Origin of the sequence: Streptomyces sp. NRRL B-24085, assembly GCF_001282115.1 — a bacterium.
GTDB lineage: Bacteria > Actinomycetota > Actinomycetes > Streptomycetales > Streptomycetaceae > Streptomyces.
In genome coordinates, this window is the sequence record NZ_LJBR01000574.1 from 1 (window position 1) to 5,448 (window position 5,448).

4 protein-coding genes are annotated in these 5,448 nt (G+C 72.7%); 2 read left to right on the top strand and 2 right to left on the bottom strand.

Annotated elements, in window-relative coordinates; genetic code table 11:
- Nucleotides 1-311 precede the first annotated feature (311 nt).
- Together AOJ26_RS39700 and AOJ26_RS39705 are read right to left on the bottom strand one after the other, a co-directional pair.
- Nucleotides 312-1,496 carry an LCP family protein gene (locus AOJ26_RS39700; RefSeq protein WP_053853200.1) on the bottom strand — a complete coding sequence of 395 codons (1,185 nt, stop codon included), beginning with the start codon at nt 1,494-1,496 and terminating at the stop codon, nt 312-314.
- Between the two features lie 328 nt (nt 1,497-1,824).
- Nucleotides 1,825-2,559, bottom strand: a complete 735-nt coding sequence (locus AOJ26_RS39705) for a TIGR03089 family protein (RefSeq protein WP_053853201.1) — start codon at nt 2,557-2,559, stop codon at nt 1,825-1,827.
- Nucleotides 2,560-2,688: 129 nt separating this feature from the next.
- Between AOJ26_RS39705 and AOJ26_RS39710 the strand changes: the two genes are divergently transcribed.
- Nucleotides 2,689-4,110, top strand: a complete 1,422-nt coding sequence (locus AOJ26_RS39710; protein ID WP_053853202.1) for a peptidoglycan recognition protein — start codon at nt 2,689-2,691, stop codon at nt 4,108-4,110.
- A 162-nt stretch (nt 4,111-4,272) separates the two neighbouring features.
- A complete protein-coding gene (locus AOJ26_RS39715; protein ID WP_053853203.1) occupies nt 4,273-5,355 on the top strand; it encodes a nucleotidyltransferase family protein in 1,083 nt (360 codons plus the stop codon).
- The last annotated feature ends 93 nt before the right edge of the window (nt 5,356-5,448 follow it).

Below are 5,448 nucleotides of genomic sequence, written 5' to 3' on the forward strand. Positions count from 1 at the left end.
GTCCTGGGGGACGAGGGGGCGGATCCACGGGGGCCGGGAACACCTGACTGCGGTGCGGAAGGGGTCAGTCGCAGTTCGTATTCACCGGTGTGCGGGTTGAGCACCCACTGGTCGGCGGGGTCGATTTCGCCCGCCCGCCCACGGCCTTGTGCGTCCACGGTTGCTGAATCCTCCGTCGGCCGGATGCACCGGATCGCTCACACTAGCCGTCCGATTCGCCGACAGGTTACGGCGGTGACGCATTCCACGTCCCTACAACCGGGCAATCCGCCCATTTACCCGGACACCGCTTCGCCACCTTGGCGAACGCTTTACTCGCAGGTGTCCTCGGCGGCGGTGTTGCCGCGGAACGCGGGCACCCCTTCGCCGTTCTCGGATTGTCCGCGGGCTTCTTCGTCCCGGGAATCCTCGGAAACCCCCGGGGCTTTCTCCGTCACCTTCACCGGCGCATCCTTGCGCAACTGTTCGAAAAGGCGCCGGGCCTCGGGTTCGACGAGTTGATCACGATTGGCGTCGTACACGTAGGACTCCCGCGGCACGGTAAGGAATTGCACCCGCCCGGCCGGGATGTGCCGCAGGCCGCGCACGAGTTCGTACAGCCCGCGCAGACTTGCCAGACCGGGGTCGGTGGTGAGCGAGGAAGTCGCCGCGTCCAGCACGGGATAGAGCTTCACCGGATTCAGCAGTACGTCATTGCTCTGCACCTTGTTGACGAGTGCCCCGAGAAAGCGCTGCTGGCGGTCCATCCGGTCGGTGTCGCTGCCGTTGCCGAGGGACTTGCGGGCGCGCACGTAACCGAGCGCCTCCTCGCCGTCGAGCGTCACCCGCCCCGCCGGGAGCCGCAGCTTGGCGGCCTTGTCGTCGATCGGTTCGGCGAGGCAGACCGCGACCCCGTCGACGGCGTCCACCATGTCCTTGAAGCCGTGGAAGTCGACGACCACGTGATGATCCACGCGAATGTTCGTGAGTTTCTCGACGGTCCGGATCGTGCAGGCCGAACCGCCCTTCTGGAAGGCGTAGTTGAACATCGCGAACATGGGCGCGCTGCGGGTCCCGTCCCGCCCCAGGCAGGCCGGCACGTCCACCATCAGGTCCCGCGGCAGGGACACGGCCGTCGCGGTGCGCCGCCCGGCGGCCAGGTGCAGCAGGATCGTGGTGTCCGACCGCTCGGTCCCGGAGTCCCGGCCGTACCGCCCGTTCCCGTCGCCCGACCGCGAGTCGGACCCGATCAGCAGGATGTTCTGCGCGTCCTTGACGAGCGAGGTCGGCCGGTCCTTCTCGTACCGGGCGAGTTCGGCGGCGGCCGCCTCGTCCGCGGTGATGTTCCCGTCGAGCTTGGCGTACAGGGCCCACCCGGTGCCGCCGGCCGCGGCGGCGACCACGGCGACGACGAGCCCGCCGCACCGGACCCGCCTGCGCCGGCGCCGCCGTATGAGCCCCTCCCCGCTCGCCGACGACCCGGCGCCGGGCCCGAGGGTGCCTGCGCTGTCGGTCACGACGGGTGCCCCCTCACGGCGTAGGCGCACAGCTCCTGTCTGCTCCTACGACCATGGCGTGGACCGGCTCCTGGGGGCGCCCGGTGCTGAGCCGTCCGGGTGAAGGGTGCGTCCGGCGCCCTCCGGTGGTCCGGCCCGCCTCAGCCACCCGGACCACGATCCCGGCCCGGAACCCCGGCCCGGCGGATCAGCGCGGTCGGCTCCGGCGCGGCGCCACCGGAGCGTCGGCGCCCTGCCCGTGCGGCACGACCGGACCCGTGCGACCCCGTCCCGTCGCAGCCGGCGCCCGGTGTCGGCACAGCCTCACGAAGGGGCTCGCCCGCCCCGTTCAGCGGCGTACGGCGGTCACCCGCTCGCTCTCGATCCGCTGGGCGAGGGCCTCCTCGCCCAGGCGGTCCAGATTCCGGCACAGCACGACGGACCCCCCGTTGGCGAGCGGCCCGTACAGCCCGGCGTTCAGCCCGTCCCACGTGTCGTACGGCAGTCCCGACAGCACCCGGTCCCGCGTCCCCTCGGCCCGGGCCCGCTCCACGAGCTCGGCGCCGCTGAACTCCCGTCCCGCCACGACCAGCGCCGGCTCCTCGGGATCCACCGGGGCGAACGGCGCGAACCGGTCGCCCTGGCCCGGCACCTCCACGGCGTAGTCGACGAACCCGTCCGGCGGCTGCGGGAACCGTCCGCCCAGCGGCCGCAACGCCAGCGCGACCCGCTCCCCGGAGCAGGCCCGGGCCGCCTCCAGGGTGTCCGGCCCGCTCACTACGACGTCGGCCGCGGCCGGGTCCCCGCCCACGTCCGCGACCACGCCCACCGACGCGCACGCCAGCAGCCACACCGCCGTCTGCCAGTGCGCGGGCAGCAGCAGCGCCACCCGGTCGCCGGGCGCGGCGGCGAGGTCGCCCTGGAGGAGGTTCGAGGTCTTGGCCACCCAATTGGCGAAGGTGGCCACGGACAGTTCGACGCGTTCGCCCGTGGCGTCGTCGTAGAAGGTCACCAGGGGGCGTCCGGGGTCCGCGGCGAGCGCGGAACGCAGCAGGTCGGCAGGGGTGCGATCGGTGGCGTTCACCCGCGAAAGCGTACGCGGGCGCGCGGCCGGACACCTCCGCGCGGGGCCACCGGTTCGGCGCAACGGCTCCCGACGGTCCGTCAGTTCCCCGATGGACAGATTTATATGCCTATGTCCAGGATCGGGGGCATGCGTGGACTTCTTGCTTCCTCGGTCGGCGTCACCTGCGCGGCCGCCCTCGCCCTTCCCCTCACCTCGCCCGCCGCCGCGGCGAGACCGGTGTCCCCGGCAGCCGTGAGACCGGCGCCGGGCGCGGAAGCCCTCGGGGCCACCCAGTCGCTGCCCCTCGCGCCCCTGGCCTCCGGTGACCGCACCCTGGCCCCGGCGGCCGAACAGGGCCTGCCCCGCCGGGACGTACGCCACTTCTCCCTCGTGGGGGTGGTCTGGGACGACCCGGACGCCGTACTGCACGGCAGCGTCCAGGTCCGCACCCGTGCGGCCGGCACCGACACCTGGTCCGGCTGGCAGGACCTGGAGACCCACAACGACGACGCCGCCGACCCCGGCACGGCCGAGCGCACCTCCGGCCGCGTCCGCGGCGCCACCGCGCCCCTGTGGGTGGGCGACTCCGACGGGGTGGAGGTACGGGTCCGCGCCGAGGCCGACCGCAGGACCGAGGACACGGCCCGCGGCTCCCGTACGGCGACCACGACCGGCCCGCTGCCGACGGGGCTGCGTCTGGAACTCGTGGACCCGGGGGAGAGCGCACCGGCGCCCGCCCGCCCGGAGAGCGCGGCCGGCGCACCCCACCGCGCCCTCGCACCCCGCTCCGCGCCCACCGCCGAACCCGCCGAGGCCCTCGCCCGGATGGACGCCTCCGCCGCCAACGCCGATCTCGCCGACCTCGGCGCCACCGAGATCCCGGCGCTGGACCGGCAGCAGACCGAACAGGAACTGTTCGCCCTGCGTGCGGGGGAGTTGACGGACCGGCAGCGCGCGAAGCCGTACATCGGGCCGCGCCCGCGCATCGTCACCCGGCGCGGCTGGGGGGCCGACGAGAGCCTGCGCGAGCGGGGCTTCGTCTACACCAAGAAGGTCAAGGCGGCCTTCGTGCACCACACGGCGTCCGGCAACGGCTACCGCTGCACCCAGGTGCCCTCGCTCATTCGCGGTATCTACCGCTACCACGTCAAGAGCATGGGCTGGCGCGACGTCGGCTACAACTTCCTCGTCGACAAGTGCGGAAACATCTACGAGGGCCGGGCGGGCGGGGTGGCGAAGCCGGTTCTCGGCGCCCACACCCTCGGGTTCAACTCCAACAGCATGGGGATCGCCGTCCTCGGCAGCTACGGCTCCAAGAAGCCGCCCGCCGCCGTGACGAAGGCCGTCGCACGGCTGGCCGCCTGGAAGCTCGGTCTCCACGGCGCCAACCCCAAGGGCAAGACGTATCTGAAGTCCGGCGGTGGCAACCTCTATCCGAAGGGTAAGAAGGTACGACTGAACGTGATCTCCGGCCACCGGGACGGCTTCGCCACGGAGTGCCCCGGACGGCAGCTCTACCGCAAGCTCGGGTCCACCCGCACGACAGCCGCCCGTCTCCAGGGTCGTTGACGGTCGCTGAGGGCCGGGGAGAGCTCGTACCACCCGTTTCACCGCCGTCGGGGGGCAGGCGCGCATGCCGCACGGTCTCCGAGGGTGCCGCACCACGGTCTGCATAAACTGGCCGGTCGAAAGACAGTTCGGGCCGGTCCCGGCAGGAAGCGGAGACGACAGGTGACAGAAGCGATCCTCCTGGTCGGCGGCAAGGGCACGAGGCTGCGACCCCTCACGGTCCACACCCCCAAGCCCATGGTCCGTGCGGCCGGCGTCCCCTTCCTCACGCACCAGCTGGCGAGAGCGCGGGCGGCGGGCGTCGACCACATCGTCCTGGCGACGAGCTACCTCGCGGAGGTCTTCGAACCGCACTTCGGCGACGGTTCGGCCCTGGGGCTCCACCTCGAGTACGTCACCGAGGAGGAGCCCCTCGGCACGGGCGGCGCGATCCGCAACGTGGCCGCCCGTCTGCACTCCGGCCCAGACGACCCGGTCCTGATCTTCAACGGCGACATCCTGACCGGCCTGGACATCAGAGCCCTGGTGCGCACCCACGAGACCACGGGCGCCGACGTCTCCCTGCACCTCACGAAGGTGACGGACCCCCGGGCCTACGGACTGGTCCCGACCGACGACACGGGCCGGGTCCTCGCCTTCCTGGAGAAGCCCCAGAGCCCCGAGGAGATCGTCACCGACCAGATCAACGCCGGGGCGTACGTCTTCCGCCGCTCGGTCATCGACACCATCCCGCGGGGCCGACCGGTCTCGGTCGAACGCGAGACCTTCCCCGGCCTCCTGGCGGCCGGGGCCCACCTCCAGGGCATGGTGGACTCGACGTACTGGCTGGACCTCGGCACGCCCGCCGCCTTCGTGCGCGGCTCGGCCGACCTGGTCCTCGGCCGGGCCCCCTCACCCGCGGTCCCCGGCCGCTGCGGCGACCGCCTGATCCTGCCCACGGCACGGGTCGCCCCCGACGCCAAGCTGACGGCCGGCACGGTGGTCGGCGAGGGCGCGTACGTCGCGGAGGGCGCCCGCGTCTCCGGCTCGACGATCCTGCCGGGCGCGGTCATCGAACCGGGCGCCGTCATCACCGACTCGCTGATCGGCACGAGGGCCCGCGTGGGCGAGCGCTCGGTCCTCACCGGCACGGTCATCGGCGACGGCGCGGTCATCGGCGCCGACAACGAACTGCTGGACGGCATGAGGATCTGGTGCGACGCGAGGATCCCGGCGGGAGCGGTCCGCTTCTCCTCGGACCAGTAGCAGCCATGTACAGCCCCTGCGGCGTCTGAGGAGCGGGGGTCCGGGGGCGGAGCCCCTGGCAGCGGGGTCGAAGGGGCGGCAGCCCCTGGGGGA

Coding starts and splice junctions, on each gene's coding strand:
- AOJ26_RS39710 (WP_053853202.1), top strand. CDS start 2,689: ATGCGTGGACTTCTTGCTTCCTCGGTCGGCGTCACCTGCGCGGCCGCC.